Raw genomic sequence first — 23313 nt, forward strand, 5'->3', positions numbered from 1 at the left:
ATCACCTATTTTTCAAATAATTTCTTTAAACTAATATTATAAGGCGGTCTTGCTATACCTTTTTCTGTAATTATTCCAGCAATCAAATCATGAGGAGTAACATCAAATGCTGGATTATAAACTTTAATACCCGAAGGTGCTGTTTGTTTCCCAAATCCATTTATAATTTCCTCTGCTCCTCTTTCTTCTATTGGGATTTCCTCTTTAGTTGTTGCATCTAAATCAATAGTTGACAAGGGTCCTGCAATATAAAATGGAATATTGTGAGCCTTAGCTAATAATGCTACTCCATATGTTCCAATTTTGTTTGCAGTATCTCCATTGGCTGCCACTCTATCACATCCAACTATAACAAGGTCTATCTTCCCCTCTCCCATTACCATAGCTGCCATATTATCAGTTATAAGAGTTACATCTACACCTGCTTCTTGTAGTTCAAAGGCAGTTAATCTTGATCCCTGTAACAATGGTCTAGTTTCATCGGCAAATACTTTTATATTCATTCCCTTTTCCTTAGCAATATATATTGGTGCTAAAGCCGTACCATATTTAGCAGTTGCTAATCTGCCTGCATTACAGTGAGTAAGAACTGTCATTCCATCCTTTAACACTTCAAGTCCATTTTCACCTATTTTTCTACAGGTTTCTTCATCTTCTTTATGAATTAATATGGCTTCCTTTTCTAAAGCAGATTTAATTTCACTTATTGGTAACTCCTTATTATCTAAGGCTACTTTGTTCATTCTTTCTAATGCCCAAAATAAATTTACAGCAGTAGGTCTAGAACTAGCTAAATAATCTGAAACCTTTTTAAACTCCTTATAAAAGTTTTCAAAATTATTTTCATCTATATCTTTAACTCCTACTACTACTCCATAGGCTGCAGCAATACCAATTGCAGGAGCTCCTCTAACCTTTAATTCCTTTATAGCATCCCAACATTCTTTTACATCATCAATTTCAATTACAACTAATTCTGTAGGTAATTTTGTTTGATCAATAATGTATATACTTCCCTTTTCATATCTTATTGTATCTATCAAATTTAATCCCCCTATATTTGAATTTATATTAGACCCAGTATATTTTCCAGTAGATTTCTAAACTTTTCACCAGCCTTTGTAGCTGTTTCAAATACTTCTTCAACTGATAACGGAATATCTAATATACCTGTTCCCAGATTTGTTATACATGAAATTGCCAGTACCTTTAAACCACCATGATTAGCAACTATTACTTCTGGAACTGTAGACATGCCTACTGCACTTCCTCCAAAGGAATGAAATAATTTGATTTCAGCTGCTGTTTCAAAGCTTGGTCCTGTATAACCTACATAAACTCCTTGTCTTAAATCTATCCCAATATTATTAGCTGCTTTATGAGCTATTTGAATTAATTCAGGGTCATAAGGCTTACTCATATCTACAAACCTTGGTCCAAAATCATCTTGGTTCTTTCCTATTAAAGGATTATATCCCATGAAATTAATATGATTATCTATGACCATTAAATCTCCAGGAGAAAAATTTGGGTCAAGACCTCCAGATGCATTTGTTATTACTATCTTTTCTATGCCAAATTTTTGCATAACTCTAATTGGATAAGTTACTTCTTCCATAGAGTAACCTTCATAGAAGTGAAATCTTCCTTGCATACAAAATACTGTTTTCCCCATAGATTCAGCAATAACCAGTCTTCCCTTATGTCCTGGTGCAGTAGATACAGGAAAGTTTGGTATGTCCTCGTAGGGTATAATTACTTGATTTTCTAGCCTGTCAACAAACTCACCTAATCCCGTACCTAAAATAATACCTATCTTTGGTTTTAATTCTGTAATACTTTCAATATACTTAACGGATTCATTTACCTTTTGTAAAAGCATATGCTACCTCCTATAAATGTATTTTAATTAACAGCGAACTACTCCCCCATCTATGTTAATTGCTTCCCCATTTATATTTTTTCCTTCATCTGAAGCCAAGAAAACTACCATGGCTGCAATATCTTCTGGAGTTTGAAATCTCTTTAATGGTATTCCACTTTCCATCATTTTACGTGTTTCCTCAAGACTCATGCCTGTTTTAGCAGAGATGCTTTCAATGACTCCTTTAATCATATCAGTTTCTACTGACCCAGGGCATATGGCATTAACCCTTATACCTTATCCACCAAGCTCTACTGCTAAGGAACGTGTAAATCCAATTACAGCTGATTTAGAAGCACAATAAGCACTAGATCCTGGAAAAGCATTTCTCCCTGCTATGGAAGAAATATTAATAATACTTCCTTTAATATTTTTTGACAACATATTTCTAACAACAGCCCTTGTACATAAAAAGGTACCACGAGTATTCACAGCAAAAATTCTCTCCCAAGTATCCAGCGAAGTATCCTTTAAATCTGATTCAGTTGAAATTCCTGCATTGTTTACTAATATGGAAATACCTTCTGTTTGTTCATTAACTTGTTCTACAGCCTTATTTACACCTTCCTCGTCAGAAACATCAAAGGCTAATCTTATAATTTTATCTTCATATATTCCAGCATCCCAAGTAGGTTCTTTTATATCGCAAGCTGCTACTATTGCTCCTTCTGATAAAAATCTTTTTGCAATAACCTTTCCCGAACCATTAGCTGCACCAGTAACTAAAACTACTTTTCCATTCATTTTCATATTATCACACCCTTATCCAAATAGAATTATTATTTGCACTTTGGTAAATTGCATTACATACATTAGAATTAATATATCCGTCCCTAAATGTTGGATATTTGGGATCTTCATTAGTTGAGCCTAAGTTAATATCTTTATAAACTTCAGTAAAGAAATTTTTGAATGTACTTGGAAAACCACCGCCAAATGCATTGGTTTCCATGTTTACCCCTGTAAATTTCCCTGCCTTATTTACCGTATATGGATTTTCCGTGTTCCACCAAATACTTTTATTTGTCCCACTGATTTCTATTGATAGTTTATTGTTCCTTCCATGAGATATTTCAGAAAGAAGCATATTACCAACTGCACCATTGGAAAATCGCAAGGAAACAATAGCACAATCATCACTATTTACCTGAATCTTTTGAGAACCTATTTCTTCGTTTTCATACATCATATTATCTTTTAAATATCTAGTTGGATTAAATTTACCATAATTAGCACTTACTTCAATTATCTCCAAACCCGTTAAATAACGAGCCAAGTCTATCCAATGGGAACCAATTTCTGAAGTAGCTCTCATAGATCCAGCTAAACCTTCCTTGTAACGCCAAGAATAGTCTGCTGGTAAAACATGAAATTCTTGAAGATAGCTGCCATGAATTAAATTAATATTTCCTAATTCATTTGATTCAATATATGTTTTAATCTTAGTACAAGCATCATGAAACCTAACATTAAAATTAACTGCATTTACAAGCCCTTTTTCATTAGCAAGTTCCATCAGTTCCTTAGCCTCATTTGGATCTAAACATAGAGGTTTTTCACATACTACATGTTTACCACTATTTAATACCTTCTTTACCATTTCATAATGTAATGTAGGGGGAGTACATATATGCACTACATCTATATGGGATGCTAAAGCATCATCAAAATTAATACTAAATCTAGGAATATCCCATTTTTTTGCAAAGCTTTCTGCTCTTGAAATATCAGTACCTATAGCAACTACTACTTCATGTCCTAGATTTATTAATTCCTCAACATGAACCCCTGCTATAAATCCAGCTCCAACAATTGCAACTCTCATATTAATTCCTCCTTACTGATCTAATTTGTAATACTTCTCAACTATTGCTGCTCCTTATAGGGTTTTCCTGAGGCAGCAGGTGGTTGGACAGATTTTTTTACAAAACTGCTCAATACTAGAATTGTTAAAACATAAGGTATCATTTGAATAAATTGAGTATATCTTACAGAGGTTTGTAACCGCATTTGCATGGCATCAGCAAATCCAAATAATAATGCTCCTCCAAAAGCACCTACTGGACTCCATTTGCCAAAAACACAGGCCGCCAAGGCCATATACCCTCTACCACTGGTCATATCCTGAGAGAAAAAGGATAATTGTCCAATTGATAGATATGCTCCTCCCATTCCTATAAGGGAAGCTCCTAGTATTGTTGCTAAATATCTATACCTTGAAACACTTAAACCTAAACTCGATAAAACCTCTGGATGTTCTCCTGCAGTCATTAAACGAAGTCCAAAGCTTGTCTTTTTTATTAAATACCATACTATAATCAAGGTAGGAAAAAGCAAATAAACCAATGGATTTTGTTTGCCAAAAACATCTCCAATTATAGGGATATTTCCAATAAATGGAACAGACCAAGGATTTAAGTTTTTAACTACATCACTTTTTCCATCCATATTCCATATTATCTTTAATAGCATGGCAGTAAATCCACTTACTAAAATATTAACACCTACACCACTTACAGTATGATTAGCCTGATGTTCAATACAAAGATAACTTCTTATTAAAGCCACTATTACAGAAAATAATATGGCAAATATAATACCCATCCAAGGATTATTAAACAACCAGCTACCTATTACTGCACCAAAGGCACCTGATAACATAATGCCTTCTGTAGCTAAAGCATTGATTCCTGAAAGCTCCATGGTTACAGCCCCTAAAGTGGCAAAGGCTATAGGTGTAGTCAATCTTAAAGTTGCACTTAAAATAGAAATTAAGTATTCCATAGCTATCTCTCCTTTTGCCCCATCTTTTTACTTAATAGGTTTTTAAAGTTTGGAATAAGCATTGGTGCAGAAATTAATAGGATTATAATCCCTTGTAATACGGTTATAAATTTAACTGATAAATTGGTACCAAAATTTAACATAATCCCTCCTGCTTTAAGTCCCCCAAAAATAATTGAACTAAATATAACACTAATAGGGGATGTCCCTAGTACAGCCACTGCAATGCCTTCAAATCCATATCCTGAGGAGAAACCTTGAATCAGTCTATAATAGGAACCTAAAACTTCCATTGTACCTGCCAAACCAGCACATACACCAGAAATCAACATAGTGGTTATCATTATCTTATTTACATGAATACCACTGGAAGAAGCTGCTAAAGGATTTGAACCTACCATTGTAATTTTATAACCTAATACAGTTTTCTTTAATAAGTAATTTAATCCAATAGCCAATGCAATACCTAAAAATATGGCTATAGTTACTTTGCTTTTTGCAAATAAACGTGGTAATTGAGCTGTTTGCTGTATTATGGCAGTCTGTGCAACAGAACTATTTTTCTCCCTCATTGGATAGTTAAGTAAATAATCCAATAGCAATATTGCAATATAGTTCATCATTAAAGCAGTAACAACTTCATGAGCACCTTTTTTGATTTTTAGCCATATAGGTAAAAACGCCCATATCATGCCTCCAATCATACCTGATATTATGGAAATAATTATATGTAAAGGAGCAGGTAATCCTTTTATATATATTGCTACTAGAGAACTAAATAAAGCACCCATATAAAGCTGTCCTTCTACTCCAAGATTTAAAATTCCACCCTTTAATCCGAAAAATACAGATAGACCACAAAATAAAAGGGGAGTAGACTGTAGCAACGTTTGTAATATGCCTTTACGTGAACCAAAGGCTCCTTTTATAAGCAGCCCATATATTTCTATTGGGGAGTTGCCACTAGCTAATATAATAATACTGCCGATGATAAAAGCTAATAATAGGGAGTATAGCGGTGCTAAGTTTATCTTTTTCAAACTATCTTTCATCATTTTTACCTCCCCCCATTAATCTTCCTAATTCCATTAATGAAAATTCTTCTGCAGGTTTTATTTCTACGATTTTACCATCATATAGTACAGCTATTCTATCGCTTAATTCCAGTAATTCATCTAAATCAGACGATATTAATAGTATCCCAGCACCACTTTCCTTTAAGCGATTTAACTCTTTATGGATAAAAGATGTAGCCATGATGTCCACACCTCTAGTAGGATGAGCAGCAATCATTAATTTGGGATTTCTCATTGTTTCTCTACCAACTACAAATTTTTGCTGATTTCCACCGGAAAATTCGTGGAGATTTCTATTAATGTCCCTTGGTCTTACATCATAGGTTTCTAGTGCCTCTGATGATGTTTTTCTAACCTTTTTCCAGTCAATAAAAAATTTATTATACACGAACTCCTTATTGTTTTGAAAACCCATGAGGAAATTATATGGAACTGGTAAATGTGGTGCTATACTATAGGCTTGTCTATCTGCATGGATACAAGAAATACCAGATTCTATTAGTTCATTTGTTCCTTTACCTTTAATAGATTTGCCTTCTAGTAGGATATCTCCTGTCCAGTTATTTTGTAAGCCAAATAAGACATTTATTATTTCTCCTTGTCCATTACCCTCTACTCCTGCAATGCCTAATATTTCCTTCTTCTTAATATCAAATGTAATTCCTTTTAAAATCTCTACTTTCTGAAAGTCTTTAAATCTTACATCTTCAAATTTTAATAAGGTTTCATTGGATTCAAACTTTTTCTTTTCACCTTTAGATATTTTATGTCCTACCATCAACTGGCTTAGCTCGTCTATATTAGTTTCTTCTACTAATCTCTCACCAATCATTTTTCCTTGACGCAGTACATAAATTCTATCTGATATGGCCATGGTTTCTTTCAATTTATGGGTGATGATAATAATCGTCTTTCCACTTTTACGCAAATTGTCAATTACCTTAAATAAATCTTCAACCTCTTGAGGAGTCAATACTGCAGTTGGTTCATCTAAAATTAAAATATCTGCTCCTTGATATAAGGCCTTTATTATTTCTACTCTTTGTCTTTCCCCTATGGAAATATCCTTAATTAACTTATCTAAAGGCACTTTTAATCCAAAATCCGTTGAAAGCTTTTCTACAATTTTTCTGCCCTCTTTTCGATTGAAATGAAGATATTTTCCTGGTTCCTTACCTATCATGACATTATCTACAACAGACATAGTATCAACTAATAGAAAATGCTGATGCACCATTTGAATACCCATTGAGATAGATACTCTGGGACTATTAATATTCATTGGTTTGCCCCTGTAAAGAATTTCTCCTTCATCACTTTTATACATTCCATATAAGATTTTCATAAGAGTAGTTTTTCCAGCACCATTTTCACCTAATAAACAGAGAACTTCTCCTTCTTTACAGTAAAAGTCTACTGAGTCCAAGGCTATATTGCTTCCAAATACCTTTCGAATTCCTTTCATCTCAACAAATTTATCCAAAGAAGTTTACCTCTCTTTCTATAGGTTTAGGGAGGGAATTTCCCTCCCCTAAACTCTCCTTAATAAAAATTATTCTTCAAATGAACCTACTGCATTAATATATGCATCTACTTCAGATGGTTCAGATGGAATTTCAACCTTAGCTTCAATTAAAAACTCTTTTATCTTTTCTAGTTTCTCAAGTATTTCATCAGGAGTATTTAAATTAGAATCAACCATTGTTAATTGTGAAGTCATAGGGTTATCCTTCATAGCAACTGAAAAATCTCCACCTTTATATATTCCATTTAAAGCATCCTTTGCAGTAGTATATACCATATCTCCTAAACCTCTTATACCAGATGCTAATATATTATTTGGATATAAGCTATTTTGATTTCCATCATAACCTAATGCATAAAGACCAACCTTCTCTGATGCTTCTAAAACTCCTAACCCAGAACCACCTGCTGCTTGGAAAATAATATCTGCACCTTGACTGTATAAACTCTGAGCAAGTTCAGAACCTTTACCAGGGTCATTCCATGCACCAACATAAGTAACTAGAACCTTAATATCAGGGTTTACATATCTAGCACCTGCTTCATAGCCTGCTACCAAACTTCTTATTATAGGTATATCCATTCCTCCAACTATACCAATAGTATTTTTACCTTGAGCATTTGGAAGGTCTCCCTCCTTTTCCATAAGTCCTGCATAAGCACCTACTAAAAATGCAGTATCAGTTTGGCTTAATATGACGGACTTAATAGTATCTGTACTAGCAAATCCATCTATTATAAGCATTGGTTGTTCTGGATAATCTAAACTTACAACATTTACGGAGTCTACTGAATCTCCCCCCATTGCAACAATTAATGCGTATTCTTCAGTATCAGCAAAGTTTCTAATAATACCTTCTAAATCAGAAATTGCTTTTGGTTCTGCAACATCACAAATAATACCCTCTTCCTTTAATTTTAATATTCCCTCATATCCAAGATCATTAAAGGATTTATCTCCTAATCCACCCGTTCCCGTTACAAATGCAATTTTCTTAGGAGAATGGCTTTTATCCACACTTTCAGTTTTATTACTTTGGCATCCACTTAAAACTAAACTTACTATTAATATCATACTTAAAAATAAAATTAAATTACGTTTCATCCTTCAAACCTCCCTTATTTGTTTTTATTTTAAATTAGGAATTTCGGGAACAACTAGGACATTTTAAATCTCACCTCCAGCAGATGAATATATGTATTAAAACCACTTTAGGGTTATACTGCCTCTAATAATATTTAGTTTCACCTACTAATTTCATAATCAAATCCTTTTTTTCTGGATATTTTTCCATTAGTTCCTTTGGATTATCTGCGTGTTCATAATCACTTTCCTCAAAACCTGGGCTCATAGTTGTGCCCATCAGTGCATACTCTCCGCCATCTATAAGACGAGAACCCTGCCAAATCCCTGCCTTTACTACATATTGTACTTTTTGTCCATTTAAAATATCGCTACCAAGTACAACTCGATTAGAGCTTCCATCTGGTAACAATTCCAACAATTCCACAGGATCTCCCCAATAAAAATGATAAACTTCATCTGTAGGCAAACGATGAAGATGTGAATATGCCTCACCAGTCAGCATAAAGAATATAGCCGAACCCATATCTTTGCCATCAGCTTTCCCTGGAGAGCGATAAGTAGATTTAAAAAGACCACCTTCCCTTTCCAATGGTTCCAATTCTAATAATTTAATAATTTCATTAACCTTTGACATGAAACTCCTCCTTACTATTCATAAATTAATTAAACACAAATATGTGTTTGAATATTCTTTTCTTTAAAAAAATTAAAATAATTTATTATATCCTTACGGTTAGATTCATTAGTTATAATGTGATTTAACTTTTCCAATGAAATTACATTATAGTAAGATCTAGTTCCAAATTTCGATGTATCCATTAAAAGAAAAGATTCATCAGCTGAAAGAATCATACTCTTTTTAGTTTTTCCTTCATTTACACTTGAGTCTGTTAGACCATTTTCTATATTTAATGATGTTGATGAAAAAAATGCTTTATTGGTATTATAATTTTCCATCATATTTAATGTGTCATATCCAAAAACATAAAGTGAAGATTTTCTCAACTTACCTCCTAATAATATAACTTCCACAGATTCACTTTTAGCAAAACCCATGGCTATACTAATATTATTTGTAATGACGGTGATTTTTTTATCTTGCAGATATTCTACCATATGGTAAACTGTAGAACTGGCATCCATGGCAATTACATCACCATCTTGAACTAATCCAGCTGCATATCTTCCTATAGCCTTCTTTTCAATATGATTATTCAAAAGTCTACTATCCAATGGTGCTTCAAATCTATTGGTAGGAATTCTTCTGGCACCTCCATGAACTCGCAATAAAAGCTTGTCCTCTTCCAACTTAGATAGATCTCGCCTTATTGTCATTTCAGATACATTTAAAGTTTCTGTTAGATAAGCCACATCTACGTATGGTGATTCCTTTAAAAAGTCAAGTATAAACTGGTGCCTTTCTGATTTCTTCATCTTTTCACCTTCTTTTCATAATATAATTTATTTTCAGTAAAGTTTGTTTCAAACATTTATTTTAGTATATCATTTAACTTTAGTGACGTCAATTGGAAAAGTCCTCAATTCCCACTGGATTACAAGCTATATATTTGTTTGAATCTATCACAAATATATTGAAAAATGTTGGTTTCAACCATTCCCTTTTATTTAATAAAATCCTTTATTCATTAACATTTCTTTAAACAAATAAAAAGACCATAAGTAAAATATTTTACTTATGGTCTTTTATCTTCCATATACAAATGAATATGTTCTACTATATTCTTTTTATGTCCTACTAATGCTTTTATATTTTAATCTTCTAACATAAATAATAAACTTTCTCTAAGACGAACAATTTAAATTTAACAAATATTTATCTATATGTCTTTCAAGTATTTCATAATCAATTTGTCTAATCTTTGACTCAGTTCAAATATTTCCATCTTGTCCTTTTTAATCCTTTGCTTATTGAGATCATTTTTTATATTCTCAATCTGTTTTTTCAACTCTTTAAATTTGTGAATTTCTTCTTGTTTTTCACCTTTCTTTAATTTTTTCTCCTTATATAAATCTTTATCTGCTATTCTTATAATTTCTTCTATGTCACAGGAATTAATATTTGAAGCTATTCCTGTACTAATTTGGATATCTATATTTTCTTCTACTGATTGTTTATAAACTTCTCTTCGAATTTTTTTAATAACTTTATATGCTCTATCTTTATATTGATTTAAAATTAAAACTATAAATTCGTCTCCACCATATCGTATACCAATATCATCTCTTCTTATACTCTTTTGAATAGCTTGTCCAACCACTTTGATAGCTTTATCTCCTTCTAAATGTCCATAACTATCATTAATCTTTTTTAAATTATCTATGTCAATTAATATTAAAAATAAATCTTTGAAACTAAGATATTTTTGAATTTCACCATTAATCTGTTCCCAATAACTCCTATTATATAGACCTGTAACATCATCTATTAACACCTTACTACAACTATAACATTTCGAGGAATTTGAACTAATTGTAATTATATAATAAATTTGCCCATAAATATAAAACTTATCAATATATACAAAATAATCTCCCAAGGTATATGGGATAGTGGAATCTATAGATAAGTTTTGTAAAATATTAAGTTCTTTAATATAATTGTAAGCTCTCTCATTGCCAATATTACTATAATTAATCTTATATTCCTGATTTATTATAATTTGAATTACCTTGTTAGTTTCAAAATTCCCTTTATACATTAGTACAATCCTCCCAATTTATAACGCGTTCTTCTTTAGAACATATTATTGTACAACTTCGGATAAAATACAATTGTTCCAATAACGAACAGAAGGTGATTTATTATGAAATTAGTATTAGATTCCAAGGAACGCAATATCGCAGGCTTTAGAGTAAAGACTGCAAGATTGCAAAATAAAATGACTCAAAAAGAACTATCAGTAAAACTTGAGACATTGGCAATTTATATTGATAGGGCTAGTATTTCTAAGTTAGAACAGCAAAAAAGGATTATTACTGATATTGAATTAATAGGATTATCTCAAGTCTTGAATGTGAGTGTTACTTGGCTTTTAGGGTTAGAATAATATTTGTTCTAATAAAGAACATTATATCACTTCCTATTATTATTGTAAACATATCAGTCTATTTTATTGTTCATCTTATTTAATACTATAATGACTATACTATGGCGTTTACTTTGTCCTAAATTTACTGATAAGTTAATAGGAAAACTAAACAATTAAAGGGGGCTGTTTCATAACTCATAAATCAGCTATGAAACAGCCCCCTTTAAATTCCCATTTATAAAACATACTTATATATCATCCAGAAATGACAGGCACTCCCTGCCATTACAAATAAATGAAATAGTTCATGAAATCCAAACCATTTACAACTAGTATGAGTCCATTTTTGTCCATAAATAACAGCTCCTACTGTATAAAGTATTCCTCCACCTATTAACCAACTAATACCAGCTAAGGATAATGCTTTTTTAAGTGGAAAAAGTGCAATTGCTACAATCCATCCCATAATAATATAAATAGCCGTAGATATCCATCGTGGTATATCCATAGATATGGACTTTAAAATTATTCCCCCCATTGCAATAGCCCAAATTCCAATAAATAAACTCCAACCCCAAGGTCCATGTAAAGATATCAAACATATAGGTGTATATGTCCCAGCAATTAAAACATAAATCATCATATGATCTATTTTTCTATAAATTAGTTTATCTCCATCTGAAAGTGGTAACCAATGATATACTGTGCTTGCCGTATATAGAGAAATAAGGCTAATTCCATAAATAATAAAAGAAACCATATACAATAAACTATGTTTTTGTTTAGCATAATAAATCAATACTATGGATCCAATTATAGATAGAATAGCACCTATTAAATGAGATATTGCACTAAATGGGTCTTTAATTCTAGAATTCATAAAATCACTCCTTGCGTTATCGATATAACCTAATATAGTTTTAAATACTATATTAGGTTATATGTACATTATATATCCAGCTCATTAACATTTCAACACCTATTTTATATTTCACCATTGATATCTAGTATTTAGTACCATATAATTAAAGATAATCATAATTAATGAAAATAGCAGGGCAAAGCTTTAAATTTAATGAGGTGATAACTTTGGAATTTGATAAAAAACAATTACTAGACTTAATCCATAAATCTTCTTGTTCTAAAACCATTAGTATATCTGAGATTCCTGATATAGATTTATATATGGATCAAGTAACTGGTTTTATGGAAGATAAACTAAGTGATTTCAAACGAACAAAAGATGATAAAATCTTGACTAAAACTATGATTAATAATTATGCAAAAAATAATATCATTCCCTCTCCTGTAAAGAAAAAATATTCTAAGGAACATATGATACTATTGATTTTGACCTACCATATGAAGCAGATATTATCTATAGGAGATATTCATTCATTATTATCTCCAATTTCTGAAAAGGTAGATTTAAAAAACATTAATGGTACAGAAATTGAAGATTTATATGAGAACTTTTTGGAAATTCAATCTAAATCATATGATGATTTCTCTAGTAAAATAATTGAAAAAATAGACGAATTCAAAGAGCAAATTCATCTTAAGGAAGATTCAGAGTTTTCAATAATCTATTCAATAATCTTTTTTTTAATTATCCAATCAACTATGGAAAAAAAATTAGCTGAAAATCTAATTGATACTTTTTTCCATGAAAAAAATTAGATAAATATAACCCTAGAAGTATTTGTATAAAATACTTCTAGGGTTATAACTAATTAATTATTATATATATTATTTTGAACAAAAGCAAATCCTACTTAATCCCTCTAAATATGCCACTCCTGCTATGGTAGTTCCATAGAATAATATGGGTTTTTTTACTTTTAAAAAGTCCACTATAGTACCATTGGTTATAGTACTTCCTGTGACCACTAAAATATCTGCCCAATTAACTACTTCTTCCATATTGTTTTTTCCATCTTCTATTAAGACATCATATTTTGTCTTATCTATATTTCTAGGATCTAAATCCAATACCCTTATAGAAAATTCTCTTCTAAGATTGTCGATTATTGCTGGCTGAAAACCTACCATACCTATTTTCACATTTCCAAATTTATCTTTAATATATTTTACCACTTCTTTACCACATTCTTCTGGTTCTTCATCTTTACAATGAATAGTATTTTCAATAAATTTTAAATGTTTTAAAATAGCATTTAAGGCTGCAATGAATAAAACTTTATTTCTATTATCAGATAAGTCTAATTCTAAAACCTTCTTTATACTTCCATTAAACACTGTTGGTGAATCTGTATAAGCTTGTCCTACAGAACCTAAAAAGTTGGACTCTATAAGCACCTCTTTTCCATTTAAAAGAGGAAAGTCTTTTCTTTCTGTTATTCCAATGGCTTCTTCTGGTGTTAATGTATTTGTAGTAATAAAAATGTTCTCATCATATAAATTATTCTGTTTTACAATTTCTTTAAGCTTTTGTTGTAATTGTATATAAAACTCCATTTCCGTCCCACCTTTTCATTATTATTTTAAAAACTCTAATATAGAATTTTGTCCTAATCCATTATCTATCTCTTCTCTTTCAAATACTTTAAGTAAATTACCATCATTCATTATACCTATTCTATCTGCTAAAAATATAGCTTCATCTATATCATGGGTAACATGTATTATTGTAGGAACAAATTCTTTATGTATATTTTTTATTTCTTGTTGAAGTGTTGGCTTAATCATTATATCTAAGGCACTTAAAGGCTCGTCTAAAAGTAATATTTTCGGTGATATGATTATTGCCCTTGCCAAGGCTACTCTCTGCTTCTCTCCACCACTAAGCTTACTTGGATATCTTTTTAAAAGATGTTCTATTTTTAACATTGATACTAATTTATATAATTTTTCTGCTATAATGCTTTTATCCATTTTCCTTATTTTAAGTCCAAATATTATATTATCCTCTACTGTCATATGAGGAAATAATTCATAATCCTGATAAACAAAGCCTATATCTCTTTTCTCTGGCGGAAGGAGAACCATATCATCTTTATTATACAAAATATATCCTTTATCTGGAGTATAAAGTCCTGCAATAGTTTCCAATAAAACTGTTTTTCCCGCTCCACTAGGCCCAAGGATTACAAAGTACTCCCCTATATTTATTTTTAGATCTATATTATTTAAAGCAAATCTACCTAATTTTAGTTTTATGTCTTTTATCTCTAGCATAGTATTCCCCTTTATCTAAACAGACTTTGATTTCTGAATTAATTCAACTAATAACATGGATATTATAGATATAAATATAAGTATAGTAGCAGTACCAATGGCAATATCTAAATCCCCAGTTGACATATTCATAAATATGGATGTAGGCATTACTTCTGTTTTCATGGTTGTAGCCCCTGCAAGCATAATTACTGCTCCAAACTCCCCTAATGCTCTTGACCAAACTATGATTAAAGAAGAAACTAGACTATTTTTTATTAATGGAACAGTAATATATATGAATGTTTGCCATCTGTTACATCCTAATGTTCTTCCAATAAATTCTATTTTATATCCCGATTCTTTTATTGCTATTCTTAACATATTAACCATAAAAGGAAGATTTACAAAAACTTGAGCTGCTACTATTCCCTTTGGATTAAAGACAAAGTCTATACCAAGCTTAGATAGAAACTTCCCTATACCTAAATTCCCTAAAAAAAGTAGTAATGCCACGCCAGATATCATATGGGGTAAAGACATTGGCAAAAATATTAATATTTGTATAAGCCTTTTAGCCTTTATATCTACTCTCTCTAATACATAGGCTACAGGTATAGAAAAAAACAAACATATTAATGTAGATATGGTAGATGTAATAAGACTTAATCTTATAGAAAATAGTATTTCTTTTGACTGAATACATTGATGTATATTAGGAACCCCCCGTATCATTAAAAGTACGAGGGGAGTAAATGTAAATATTAAAACTATTGATAGTGCAAATACTAATAAATATGAAAAGCATTTATTTGACATATCTAATCAATCCTTATATTTACTTTACAGAAGGAAATCCATACTTTTCAAATATTTCTTTTCCCATATCTGAGCTAACAAAATCAACAAAAAGGTTTGCTTCTTCCAGATTTTCAGAAGTTTTAATTGCCCCTATTGGGATTATTTGTTGTATATTAATATCTTCTGGAATTGCTATGGTTTCTATATTTTCATTCCCAAAGGCAGCATCTTCTGTAACTATAGCTGCATCTGCATTTTTAGATTCCAAATGTACTAATATTTCATTTACCGTTGCTGTTTTAGCTACTACATTATCATTGATACCTGTTAAACCTGTTTTTTCTATTAGTTTTTGACTAGTTTGTCCTATAGCATTAGCCTTTTCATCACCTAATATAACCTTTACACCTGATTTTGCCATATCTTCAAGACTGGTTATATTTGCTGGATTTTCCTTTGGAACTCCAATTATAGGATTATGATATGCTACATCCTTAGAAGGATATGTAAGTTCTTTTTCCAATGATGTTTCATAAGCTTTCTTAGAGCCTACTATAAATACATCTCCCTTTCCTGAAAGCTCTATTTGACTCAATAATTGAGTAGAACCTGCAAATACATATTCTACTTTTATACCATTCTCTTCTTCAAAAACCTTTGCAATTTCCGTCATAGGTTTTTTTAATCCTGCACCACTATAAACCAAAAGTACTACTTCTTCTTTGTTCTCATTATTATTGGTTTCTTCCTCTTGACTAGAAACATTAGCATTTAATGTATCCTCTGTTTTTTCTGTTTTTCCACAAGCTGCAGTAAAAATCATAAGACTTAAAACTAAAAATAAAGATATGATTTTTTTTAATTTATTCAATTCACTTACCCCCTATATTTATTTATAGCCGTTATTCTCAAAAAAGACTAACGACTATAAATAAAAGTATATTTGTTTTTTAGGGGTTTGTCAATTAGATTATCTATTTGATTTCTTCTCTTTTTTTTACTCCCTTATATCTAATCCATCGGTGTTTAGATATATATTTTATAAATTCTATAAGTCTTCTCAAATCTTCCTTAAATTCATCATTCGTATTTTGACTTTGGATTCTAGCTATTTCATATATAGAATTTTTCCCATCTATTAAAAGCCATGCAGAAGTACACATATTATCAAATTGTATATCTCTCTTAGGCTTTTTCTTAGCTAGAAATCCAGCAAACTTTGTAATTGGATTTTTAACTTCAAAGTTTAATAATACTTTTCCATCTACTATTTTCCAATCCTTATGAATAATTTCTGGGACATATAATACAAAATTATATTTATCTTCATTATGGTTGCTTTCAACAATATTTTCTTTATTATTTTTAAGCATTTTCACTATTCCTTTTAAATGTACAAGAATAATTATACAACCAAATAGCAAGTGCTATAAATATTCCTATGCTGACTAAATTCTTTAAAATTTCATTTGGAATTATCCCAGAAAGAAAATCAATTCTAATATTTAAGGCAGCAAAAACACCAACTATTATACCTGTAAGAGCATCTCCAGCAACAAGACCTGAGGCAATTAAAGTACCTCTTTCTACTCCATTATCCCTATAAACCTCATTATCTTTAAATCTGACTTCTACCAGTTTACGTATAATTCCTCCAAAAAAAATGGCACTATTTAAAGATATTGGTAAATAGATACCCAATGCAACTGGTAGAATAGGAAGCCCTGCAAGGGCACAAAACAATGCTATTACAGCCCCTATTATTACAAGTGTCCATGGAAGCTGACCTGTCATAATACCTTCTACTATCAACCTCATAAGTGTGGCTTGAGGAGCTGTTACCTGTTCAGAACCTATTCCATATGCACTATGCAAAAGCAATACAGTAGCTCCAGCCATAAATGAAGCTATTGCCAAGGATATGAACATACCATGTTGAATTTTTCTGGGGCTACCTCCTATTATATATGTTGCCTTCAAAGACTGAGCTACTCCTCCACCTACAGCTATTGCAACACAAACTATACCTGCAGATAGTAGAGCCTTCCTCATACCTTCATTACCTGTAGCTCCCATGGCTTTATATACTGAGGCTATAACAAGAAGAGTTGCAATAGTCATTCCAGACACAGGATTGTTACTGGCTCCTATTACTCCAACCATTCTAGCTGATACTACTGCAAAAAAGAAAGAAAATAGGACTGCAAGAATTGCACCTACTATACCTGCTCCTATTGATGGAATAATCCATGTCAGTAAAAAACCAAATATAGCCGCTGCCAATACCCAAACAATAGGTGCTTCTTCATTTACTCTATCATAGGATTTTTCACCTTTACCAAAACCACCCATAGCTTCTTTAAAGGATGTAATAATAGTTGGCAAAGATCTTGCCAATGAAATAAATCCTCCCATGGCTACAGCTCCAGCTCCTATATACTTAATATAATTAGCCCAAATTTCTGTAGCTGACATTTGAGAAATTAACATATTAGATGGAAATATAGGAGTAGCTGCGTAGACTCCAAAAAACTTTATTAATGGAATGAGTCCAAGCCATGCTACAACGGAACCAGCAAACATTAATATGGATGTTCCTGTTCCAACAATAAAACCAACTCCTAAAAGAGATGCTAAGGTATCCATTCCCACCATTGTTCCCTGATAAGCAGTTATTGTATATGAAGCAGTTTCATTCCATAGCCCAAATCCTCCAGATAAAATCTTATATCCAAGACCTACTCCCAAGCCTTTTAACACAGATTTAAATCCTTGCCCACCTTGATTTGCATTTACTAAAACTTCCGCCTGAGCCATAGATTCTGGATATATTAAATTCCCATGCTCTTGTACTATTAAGTATTTACGAACTGGAGTTATAAAATATACACCCATAATGCCACCAATAACAGTAACTAAGGCAACTGTAATGAGAGAAAGATTAAATCCTATTAATATAATAGCAGGTAATACAAATATAATACCACCTGCTATAGATTCTCCTACAGCAGCTAGGGATGCTACATAATTTGCTTCTAATATGCTATTTCTTCTAAATATGGATTTCAATATTCCTGTTGCAAGAATAGCTCCTGGAATACCTGCAGAAATAGTAAGCCCTACCTTAAGACCTAGATATGTGTTTGCCGCAGCAAATATTACTGCAAATATAATACCCATGATTATTGAGTACCCAGTTGCTTCAGGCATAACTTCTGTTGTTGCTACAAATGGAATATAATCCTCTCCCTTTACTCCACCATATGCTTGTTTAGATAATTTCCTTGAAGCATTTGACATAACAAATTCCTCCTATATCTATCTATTTTAAATCTTCAAGTAGTTTTATAAGAAATTCCCAGACCCTTTGAACTGAAGAAATACTTAAATGTTCTTTCTCAGTATGAACATCATATAAATTGGGTCCAAAGCTTATCATATCAGTATCTGGTAATATTTCCTTCAAAAGACCACATTCAAGTCCTGCATGTATGGCACTTACTTCTGCTTTTTTATTAAATAATTCCTCATAAACTCTAACAGCTTTTTCACGAATTTTAGAGTTCTTATCAAACTGCCAAGCAGGATATGCACCCTTTTCCTCTGATTTTCCACCAGTTCTCTTTGCAATAACTGAAAGTTTATTTAAAATTTCCCTTAAAGAACTACTAGATGCAGAACGCACAGAAGCTGTTATTTCAACATTATTATTCTTTTCCTCAATAATAGCATTGTTTAAGCTAGTCTGTACCAAACCTTCAATATCTTTGGACATATACTGAACTCCATCTGGAACCATCATAATGTAGTCTATTAAATTATCACTTAATTCTTTAGAATATATCTCTTCCACCTTTACTTCTTTTAAATCTATATTTAATCCTCTCTCTTCTACAGAGTATTCTTCCTTAAAATCTTTTGTAAGATCTTCTACTATCTTCCTGACTCTATCTATATCTTCAGCTAAGATAACTGCCTTTGCATCACTTGGTATAGCATTATGCTTTGTACCCCCTTGAATTTTAGCTAATCTTATATTAGTTTTATAATTACATTTTACTAAGATTCTTCCCAGTAATTTAATAGCATTTGCCCTTTGTTTAATTATCTCCATTCCAGAGTGTCCGCCCTTAAGACCTGATATCTTAATTTCTAGTCCACTTCCATTTTGCTTTTCTTTTTCAAGTCTAAATTTAGTAATCTTATTGGCTCCACCTGCACAACTTACTAAAAAAACTCCCTCTTCTTCAGAGTCTATGTTTAAAAGAGTCTTCCCAGATAGATGTTCATTTGATAAAGCATGTACTCCATCCATGCCTGTTTCCTCATTAGTAGTAATTAAAACTTCAAGTGGTGGATGTTTTATATCCTTAGAGTCTAATATTGCCAAGCCATAAGCAACTGCAATCCCATCATCACCACCTAAAGTAGTATTATTTGCCCTCATAATATCCCCTTCTACTATCATTTCGATAGGGTTTTTTGTAAAATCATGATTAGAGTCTTTTCCCTTTATACAAACCATATCCATATGTCCTTGAATAATTACAGGGTCAGAGTCTTCATATCCCTTTGATGCAGGTTTCTTTATGATAACATTATAAATTTCGTCCTGATATACTTCTAAATTTCTTTCCTTTGCAAAGTTCACTAAATAATCACTTGCTTCTTTTTCATTACCTGAACACCTTGGAATTTGGTTTAACTGATGAAACCAGTGAAATACTTCCTTTGGCTCTATATTTTCTAAATCTATCATCTTCATCCTCCCTAGCATTTTAATATTATTTTATTGAACAATAATTATTCCCTATAATATGTTTTTTTATCCAAAAAAGATTGCATACCCTTAAGTATGCAATCTTTTAATTTTTGAAACCCTCTTTTTAATAATTTAAAAATATGTTTATATCCTTGTTAAAAACATTATGACAATTTACTATCCTTTCTCGGTAAATTATTCTTTATATAAATGATATTAAGTACTACTGATAAAACAAAGCAACTGAAAATTATAAATATCAGTACATTGGTTTTAAACTCACTATCCATATTTATTGAAAAATTAGTATATTGGGATATAATAGGAAATATAAATATACTTCCATTATTTAACCCATGAAAAATAATACAGTTTATAATATTTTTAGTTTGAATATATAATAAAGCACTTAAAATTCCAAAGAATAATCTTCCAAATATGTTGAAATCAAAATGTACTATTCCAAATATTATTGAAGAAATAAAAATTGCTGGAATAATACCCAATCTAATTTTCAACCTACTCATTATCACACCTCTAAATATGAATTCTTCAACTATGGGTGCTAAAGTTATTCCAAAAATAATAAATATATTGGAAGGAACTTTTATTAAGGACTTATCTCCAATGAATATACAAAGACCAATTCCAATGTAGATACCTAAATTTAAAATATATAATTGAACTATTTTTTTATAATTTACTTTTTTTATCAAATAAATTATTTCACTCTTTACTGATATATTCTCTTTAGAAAATATAATATAGACCCAAATAAGAATTAAAACATTTAAAATAAATTCTCCAAAATATTTATTTTTTAAATAAATATTTTTAACAAAAGGCATTTGTAAAATCATAAAAGTAAATATCATTGTACTAATGTAAATTAATATTACTTTTCTTATTTTTATTTTTTCTAACAAATCCCCCATTAAGTAGTTACCTTCCTATCCTAAAAATTTTAATAATTCTACTTTATAATACTTTACTGATAGAAACTATCTAAACAATTGTTTACCAATCTTCTGCAAGGAATATTATTTCATCCCTGTTTTTACTAATAGCAACAAGACTTAACTCCCCATGATTCCAATCATTAAGATGATAAGGCTTGCTATTAATAAGATAAATTGTAAAATCTTCAGGCAAATCTGTATAACCTAAAAAGTCAAATGCACTTGAAAATATACCATTTTCCTCAGCTTGATTCTCACTTGATTTTCCTATCCATTTGGCTTTTTGTGACAATTCATTAATATAACTATTAATAAAATTTATATCTATTTTAAATTTTAAACCGAACATTTCTCCACCCTGTAAAAAAGCAGGATTATAACTAAATATAATATCTTTTGCGTTATCAGGAATTTTATTAGGAAAATATTCTGTTAATAAGTTATTTGGATATCCCGTTAGTTTTAAAACTCTTTCATATTTACTTATATCCGTTGTTGTAGTTGTTGCTGCATCAAAAGTTATGAAAAGAAACACAAATAACATTGCAAAACCCAAGACAAAAATCAGGATACTTGTTATTAGAGAGGAAGTAATAATTTTCAATCTTCCTGTTACAGAGAAAAAAGTAATTATTCCAAAGGAAACAAAGGGTATGGCAAATACTAAACCCATAAAATAGTAAGGTTCAATTACTGTCATAGTTACGAATAAATATATTGCTATAAACAGAATAAAAGAGATTATGGTCATTATTGCTGGAAAACGTGCCATTTTAAAAATCAGTGGTGTTTTATTTATTTTCATAACCTTCCCTCCATATCTTTGAAATGATTAAATTGGTTTCTTCATTAGTAACTATATACTTTATATAACCTTTGGATATATAGTCACTAATTCTAACAATGACACATTTAAACTAATATATTTTATAAAAGGATTATCATTTAACCTAATTTATCCCCTTTTTTAACAGACCGTTCTGGTTTAATTAATATAACCCCTTGTGATGAATAAACTCCTAATATTAATACTTCTGACATAAAATCTGCAATTTGTCTTGGTGGAAAATTTACTACTCCTAAAACTTGCTTACCTACAAGTTCATCCATATCATAACACTCGGTTATTTGAGCACTAGATTTTTTAATTCCTATTTCTTCTCCAAAGTCAACCCATAGCTTATAGGCAGGTTTTCTTGCGTTTCTAAAATCTTCTACCTTAGTAATCTCTCCAACTCTAATATCTAATTTCATAAAATCTTCAAAAGTAGCCATAAAAACCCCTCCTACTATAATTAATATGAAATGTTTCCCTTATATCATTATACATCTTATTAGCTACCTATAATATTACTCCATTCTTCCCCATTTCATTTCTTCACCATGTCTATCATATTTTTTTCTTTTTGCTTTAATTTCTTCTATTTCTATTTTATATACATTAGTTCTTTTTAATCCAGCCTTAATAGCCATATTAAAATAGCTCATCTTTGTTGGAGTATATTTTTCACATATAAGCCTCATAGCTTTAATCTTTTCTTCCTCATCTTCTACTAACTTTACTTTGCCTTTTACAACTGCTGATTCATATTGGGTAGTAAAAACACTACTAATAAGTAATACTGCCTTAGATTCATCCTTCACTATTTCATCCAATTCCTCTTTGGTATAGTTTTCCGGCACCTTTACTTCACCTATAAACGCTACACTAACATTGGGATTTTTCTCTAATGCCTTTACCTTTCTGCCATCCATAGCTGAATGAAAATATAAGTTTTCTTCATCCCTTACAATGGAAAGGGGAATACCATAAGGTTCATTATCTTCATCAATCATAGAAACAATTCCATATCTTGACTTATCTATAACTTCTAAACCAAATTCTTTATTCATTTCTCTATCTTTTCTTCTCATAAAATCACCCTCCAAAATATATTTTTCTCTACCTTATATAATATCCTTTAGCCTTTTGTAATCTGGATTTTATTAACAACTGCATCTGAAAATTTAACAATAAGCCATTCACTGGCAATACTTATTAATCCACGTTCATCACCTAAGTAGTAAACAAAGTTATTTTCTTTCATTGTCTACCTTCCTAAATATAAATTTTTTAAATATTATTAATAAATCTAATTATTATAATATAGAAAATAAACTACTTTGACA

25 protein-coding genes and 1 pseudogene are annotated in these 23313 nt (G+C 30.8%); 2 read left to right on the top strand and 24 right to left on the bottom strand.

Annotated elements, in window-relative coordinates:
- Positions 1-5: 5 nt before the first annotated feature.
- The 11 genes and pseudogenes from mtnA to BUB33_RS07465 form a co-directional block, all read right to left on the bottom strand.
- Positions 6-1043, bottom strand: coding sequence for an S-methyl-5-thioribose-1-phosphate isomerase (mtnA, locus tag BUB33_RS07415; protein WP_072974949.1), 1038 nt, complete (start codon positions 1041-1043; stop codon positions 6-8).
- Between the two features lie 23 nt (positions 1044-1066).
- On the bottom strand, positions 1067-1882 hold the full coding sequence (locus BUB33_RS07420; protein ID WP_072974951.1) for a purine-nucleoside phosphorylase: 816 nt from the start codon (positions 1880-1882) through the stop codon (positions 1067-1069).
- Between the two features lie 27 nt (positions 1883-1909).
- Positions 1910-2674: pseudogene (locus tag BUB33_RS07425) on the bottom strand (SDR family NAD(P)-dependent oxidoreductase).
- A 4-nt stretch (positions 2675-2678) separates the two neighbouring features.
- Positions 2679-3749, bottom strand: a complete 1071-nt coding sequence (locus tag BUB33_RS07430) for a Gfo/Idh/MocA family protein (RefSeq protein WP_072974953.1) — start codon at positions 3747-3749, stop codon at positions 2679-2681.
- Between the two features lie 41 nt (positions 3750-3790).
- Positions 3791-4708: an ABC transporter permease gene (locus BUB33_RS07435; protein ID WP_072974955.1), complete on the bottom strand. Its 918-nt coding sequence runs from the start codon at positions 4706-4708 to the stop codon at positions 3791-3793.
- A 2-nt stretch (positions 4709-4710) separates the two neighbouring features.
- Positions 4711-5760 (bottom strand): ABC transporter permease, encoded by a 1050-nt coding sequence (locus BUB33_RS07440; protein ID WP_159429174.1) that lies wholly within the window; start codon positions 5758-5760, stop codon positions 4711-4713.
- Entirely contained in the window at positions 5750-7249 is a 1500-nt protein-coding gene (locus tag BUB33_RS07445; RefSeq protein ID WP_234950014.1) for an ABC transporter ATP-binding protein, read from the bottom strand. The genes BUB33_RS07440 and BUB33_RS07445 overlap by 11 nt, the downstream gene beginning before the upstream one ends.
- Positions 7250-7336: 87 nt before the next feature.
- On the bottom strand, positions 7337-8413 hold the full coding sequence (locus tag BUB33_RS07450) for a BMP family ABC transporter substrate-binding protein (protein WP_072974962.1): 1077 nt from the start codon (positions 8411-8413) through the stop codon (positions 7337-7339).
- Positions 8414-8537: 124 nt separating this feature from the next.
- Entirely contained in the window at positions 8538-9029 is a 492-nt protein-coding gene (locus BUB33_RS07455; RefSeq protein WP_072974965.1) for a cupin domain-containing protein, read from the bottom strand.
- A gap of 29 nt (positions 9030-9058) precedes the next feature.
- Positions 9059-9829 (bottom strand): DeoR/GlpR family DNA-binding transcription regulator, encoded by a 771-nt coding sequence (locus BUB33_RS07460; protein WP_072974967.1) that lies wholly within the window; start codon positions 9827-9829, stop codon positions 9059-9061.
- 404 nt (positions 9830-10233) lie between these two features.
- Complete coding sequence (locus BUB33_RS07465; RefSeq protein ID WP_072974969.1) at positions 10234-11115, bottom strand: GGDEF domain-containing protein; 882 nt, start codon at positions 11113-11115, stop codon at positions 10234-10236.
- A 105-nt stretch (positions 11116-11220) separates the two neighbouring features.
- Between BUB33_RS07465 and BUB33_RS07470 the strand changes: the two genes are divergently transcribed.
- The gene (locus tag BUB33_RS07470; protein WP_072974971.1) at positions 11221-11463 is read left to right on the top strand and encodes a helix-turn-helix domain-containing protein; all 243 of its coding nucleotides are present in this window, start codon (positions 11221-11223) and stop codon (positions 11461-11463) included.
- Positions 11464-11680: 217 nt separating this feature from the next.
- Here the strand turns inward: BUB33_RS07470 and trhA are convergent, their stop codons facing one another.
- Positions 11681-12325: a PAQR family membrane homeostasis protein TrhA gene (trhA, locus tag BUB33_RS07475; RefSeq protein WP_072974973.1), complete on the bottom strand. Its 645-nt coding sequence runs from the start codon at positions 12323-12325 to the stop codon at positions 11681-11683.
- A gap of 164 nt (positions 12326-12489) precedes the next feature.
- Between trhA and BUB33_RS07480 the strand changes: the two genes are divergently transcribed.
- Positions 12490-13125 (top strand): DUF1836 domain-containing protein, encoded by a 636-nt coding sequence (locus BUB33_RS07480; protein WP_072974976.1) that lies wholly within the window; start codon positions 12490-12492, stop codon positions 13123-13125.
- A 69-nt stretch (positions 13126-13194) separates the two neighbouring features.
- Here the strand turns inward: BUB33_RS07480 and BUB33_RS07485 are convergent, their stop codons facing one another.
- The 12 genes from BUB33_RS07485 to BUB33_RS16760 all read right to left on the bottom strand — a co-directional run bounded on the left by BUB33_RS07485 (position 13195) and on the right by BUB33_RS16760 (position 23231).
- Positions 13195-13923: a Rossmann-like domain-containing protein gene (locus BUB33_RS07485; RefSeq protein WP_072974978.1), complete on the bottom strand. Its 729-nt coding sequence runs from the start codon at positions 13921-13923 to the stop codon at positions 13195-13197.
- Between the two features lie 21 nt (positions 13924-13944).
- Complete coding sequence (locus BUB33_RS07490) at positions 13945-14643, bottom strand: ABC transporter ATP-binding protein (protein WP_072974981.1); 699 nt, start codon at positions 14641-14643, stop codon at positions 13945-13947.
- A gap of 15 nt (positions 14644-14658) precedes the next feature.
- Entirely contained in the window at positions 14659-15441 is a 783-nt protein-coding gene (locus tag BUB33_RS07495; protein ID WP_072974984.1) for an ABC transporter permease, read from the bottom strand.
- A 19-nt stretch (positions 15442-15460) separates the two neighbouring features.
- Positions 15461-16294 (bottom strand): molybdate ABC transporter substrate-binding protein, encoded by an 834-nt coding sequence (gene modA / locus BUB33_RS07500; protein ID WP_200778158.1) that lies wholly within the window; start codon positions 16292-16294, stop codon positions 15461-15463.
- Positions 16295-16397: 103 nt separating this feature from the next.
- A complete protein-coding gene (locus tag BUB33_RS07505) occupies positions 16398-16796 on the bottom strand; it encodes a PqqD family peptide modification chaperone (protein WP_072974987.1) in 399 nt (132 codons plus the stop codon).
- Positions 16789-18723, bottom strand: coding sequence for an OPT family oligopeptide transporter (locus tag BUB33_RS07510; protein WP_072974989.1), 1935 nt, complete (start codon positions 18721-18723; stop codon positions 16789-16791). Before BUB33_RS07510 ends, BUB33_RS07505 begins: the two co-directional genes overlap by 8 nt.
- A 22-nt stretch (positions 18724-18745) precedes the next feature.
- Positions 18746-20182, bottom strand: coding sequence for an aminoacyl-histidine dipeptidase (locus tag BUB33_RS07515; protein ID WP_172463201.1), 1437 nt, complete (start codon positions 20180-20182; stop codon positions 18746-18748).
- Positions 20183-20349: 167 nt separating this feature from the next.
- Positions 20350-21120: a CPBP family intramembrane glutamic endopeptidase gene (locus BUB33_RS07520; RefSeq protein WP_072974994.1), complete on the bottom strand. Its 771-nt coding sequence runs from the start codon at positions 21118-21120 to the stop codon at positions 20350-20352.
- A gap of 82 nt (positions 21121-21202) precedes the next feature.
- Entirely contained in the window at positions 21203-21949 is a 747-nt protein-coding gene (locus tag BUB33_RS07525; protein ID WP_072974996.1) for a hypothetical protein, read from the bottom strand.
- Between the two features lie 140 nt (positions 21950-22089).
- Positions 22090-22419: a tRNA-binding protein gene (locus tag BUB33_RS07530; protein ID WP_072974998.1), complete on the bottom strand. Its 330-nt coding sequence runs from the start codon at positions 22417-22419 to the stop codon at positions 22090-22092.
- Between the two features lie 75 nt (positions 22420-22494).
- Positions 22495-23058 carry a pyridoxamine 5'-phosphate oxidase family protein gene (locus tag BUB33_RS07535; protein ID WP_072975000.1) on the bottom strand — a complete coding sequence of 188 codons (564 nt, stop codon included), beginning with the start codon at positions 23056-23058 and terminating at the stop codon, positions 22495-22497.
- Between the two features lie 47 nt (positions 23059-23105).
- Entirely contained in the window at positions 23106-23231 is a 126-nt protein-coding gene (locus BUB33_RS16760) for a hypothetical protein (RefSeq protein WP_268807670.1), read from the bottom strand.
- Between the last annotated feature and the right edge of the window lie 82 nt (positions 23232-23313).

It is taken from the genome of Tissierella praeacuta DSM 18095, from assembly GCF_900128955.1.
GTDB classification, from domain to species: Bacteria; Bacillota; Clostridia; order Tissierellales; family Tissierellaceae; genus Tissierella; species Tissierella praeacuta.

Excerpts from the sequence above, each read along its gene's own strand:
- BUB33_RS07420 (WP_072974951.1), bottom strand. The coding sequence starts at position 1,882 with ATGCTTTTACAAAAGGTAAATGAATCCGTTAAGTATATTGAAAGTATT.
- BUB33_RS07430 (WP_072974953.1), bottom strand. The coding sequence starts at position 3,749 with ATGAGAGTTGCAATTGTTGGAGCTGGATTTATAGCAGGGGTTCATGTT.
- BUB33_RS07435 (WP_072974955.1), bottom strand. The coding sequence starts at position 4,708 with ATGGAATACTTAATTTCTATTTTAAGTGCAACTTTAAGATTGACTACA.
- BUB33_RS07440 (WP_159429174.1), bottom strand. The coding sequence starts at position 5,760 with ATGAAAGATAGTTTGAAAAAGATAAACTTAGCACCGCTATACTCCCTA.
- BUB33_RS07445 (WP_234950014.1), bottom strand. The coding sequence starts at position 7,249 with ATGAAAGGAATTCGAAAGGTATTTGGAAGCAATATAGCCTTGGACTCA.
- BUB33_RS07450 (WP_072974962.1), bottom strand. The coding sequence starts at position 8,413 with ATGAAACGTAATTTAATTTTATTTTTAAGTATGATATTAATAGTAAGT.
- BUB33_RS07455 (WP_072974965.1), bottom strand. The coding sequence starts at position 9,029 with ATGTCAAAGGTTAATGAAATTATTAAATTATTAGAATTGGAACCATTG.
- BUB33_RS07460 (WP_072974967.1), bottom strand. The coding sequence starts at position 9,829 with ATGAAGAAATCAGAAAGGCACCAGTTTATACTTGACTTTTTAAAGGAA.
- BUB33_RS07465 (WP_072974969.1), bottom strand. The coding sequence starts at position 11,115 with ATGTATAAAGGGAATTTTGAAACTAACAAGGTAATTCAAATTATAATA.
- BUB33_RS07470 (WP_072974971.1), top strand. The coding sequence starts at position 11,221 with ATGAAATTAGTATTAGATTCCAAGGAACGCAATATCGCAGGCTTTAGA.
- trhA (WP_072974973.1), bottom strand. The coding sequence starts at position 12,325 with ATGAATTCTAGAATTAAAGACCCATTTAGTGCAATATCTCATTTAATA.
- BUB33_RS07480 (WP_072974976.1), top strand. The coding sequence starts at position 12,490 with ATGAAAATAGCAGGGCAAAGCTTTAAATTTAATGAGGTGATAACTTTG.
- BUB33_RS07485 (WP_072974978.1), bottom strand. The coding sequence starts at position 13,923 with ATGGAGTTTTATATACAATTACAACAAAAGCTTAAAGAAATTGTAAAA.
- BUB33_RS07490 (WP_072974981.1), bottom strand. The coding sequence starts at position 14,643 with ATGCTAGAGATAAAAGACATAAAACTAAAATTAGGTAGATTTGCTTTA.
- BUB33_RS07495 (WP_072974984.1), bottom strand. The coding sequence starts at position 15,441 with ATGTCAAATAAATGCTTTTCATATTTATTAGTATTTGCACTATCAATA.
- BUB33_RS07505 (WP_072974987.1), bottom strand. The coding sequence starts at position 16,796 with ATGCTTAAAAATAATAAAGAAAATATTGTTGAAAGCAACCATAATGAA.
- BUB33_RS07510 (WP_072974989.1), bottom strand. The coding sequence starts at position 18,723 with ATGTCAAATGCTTCAAGGAAATTATCTAAACAAGCATATGGTGGAGTA.
- BUB33_RS07515 (WP_172463201.1), bottom strand. The coding sequence starts at position 20,182 with ATGATAGATTTAGAAAATATAGAGCCAAAGGAAGTATTTCACTGGTTT.
- BUB33_RS07520 (WP_072974994.1), bottom strand. The coding sequence starts at position 21,120 with ATGGGGGATTTGTTAGAAAAAATAAAAATAAGAAAAGTAATATTAATT.
- BUB33_RS07525 (WP_072974996.1), bottom strand. The coding sequence starts at position 21,949 with ATGAAAATAAATAAAACACCACTGATTTTTAAAATGGCACGTTTTCCA.
- BUB33_RS07530 (WP_072974998.1), bottom strand. The coding sequence starts at position 22,419 with ATGGCTACTTTTGAAGATTTTATGAAATTAGATATTAGAGTTGGAGAG.
- BUB33_RS07535 (WP_072975000.1), bottom strand. The coding sequence starts at position 23,058 with ATGAGAAGAAAAGATAGAGAAATGAATAAAGAATTTGGTTTAGAAGTT.
- BUB33_RS16760 (WP_268807670.1), bottom strand. The coding sequence starts at position 23,231 with ATGAAAGAAAATAACTTTGTTTACTACTTAGGTGATGAACGTGGATTA.